Raw genomic sequence first — 860 nt, forward strand, 5'->3', positions numbered from 1 at the left:
ACGGCGCGAGATCGCCTGTTCTGGACTGAAAATCGCTCAGGTTTGGCCCACGGTCACAGATCTGGACTCCACGGTATTTCCCAACGGTACGAGCCTCGGCCTCGACGCGGGGCGATTTCGGCGTAGTGCCCGGCCGTCGGACCGACGCGGCGGGCCGTTCCGGCTTCGGTTGGCCCGCAAACCCTGGCAGATGGCTGGAAGTACCCGCCGTCCGCCCATCTTCCGGACCGCGTGCTGAGCTACCGCTCAGCTGGCTACGAGCACTTGAATCTTTTTTCCGGCCGGCGTCGGTGAGACCGCCTCATCGGCCACAAAAGGGGCGCCTCACCGAACTGGGTAACCTCCAGCAAACTTTGAGAGGCGGTTGCCCCGGCGTGCGTGATACCACTGTCGGCTGCACATAGGGGGCATAGGCAGAGGTCATACTTGGACTAACGGCTAATTCGCAACGTTAACCGGAAAGTGCCGGCAACCGGCGGCGGCCCGCGACGCTCACACCAGGACGCAGTTAGCAAATATTGACGATTTTCCTAAAACCGCCTTCCGGTGCGCGCTCCTGGTCTAGCTTTAGAACGTGTTCCACTTATCTCGCCTAGACGGTCTGGAGAACTGGTGAGCATCAATCCATTCGACGACGACAACGGCAGCTTTTTCGTCCTGGTCAACGAGGAGGAGCAACACAGTCTGTGGCCCGCGTTCGCCGACGTTCCAGCCGGTTGGCGGGTGGTCTACGGTGAAGCGGATCGCGCCGCGTGCCTGGAATACGTTGAGCAGCACTGGACCGATATCCGGCCGAAAAGTTTGCGTGAGAGGTTGGCCCAGGGTCGAGCAGGCAATCAGTAGTCGGCGGGCCACGACTG

Annotated in this window: 1 protein-coding gene; it reads left to right on the forward strand. The window is 61.3% G+C overall.

Going from position 1 to position 860, the window contains the following annotated elements; genetic code table 11:
• Positions 1–612: 612 nt before the first annotated feature.
• Positions 613–843 carry an MbtH family protein gene (locus A5733_RS17460; protein ID WP_067770753.1) on the forward strand — a complete coding sequence of 77 codons (231 nt, stop codon included), beginning with the start codon at positions 613–615 and terminating at the stop codon, positions 841–843.
• Positions 844–860: the final 17 nt, after the last annotated feature.

The organism is Mycobacterium sp. NS-7484 (assembly GCF_001953975.1).
GTDB lineage: Bacteria > Actinomycetota > Actinomycetes > Mycobacteriales > Mycobacteriaceae > Mycobacterium.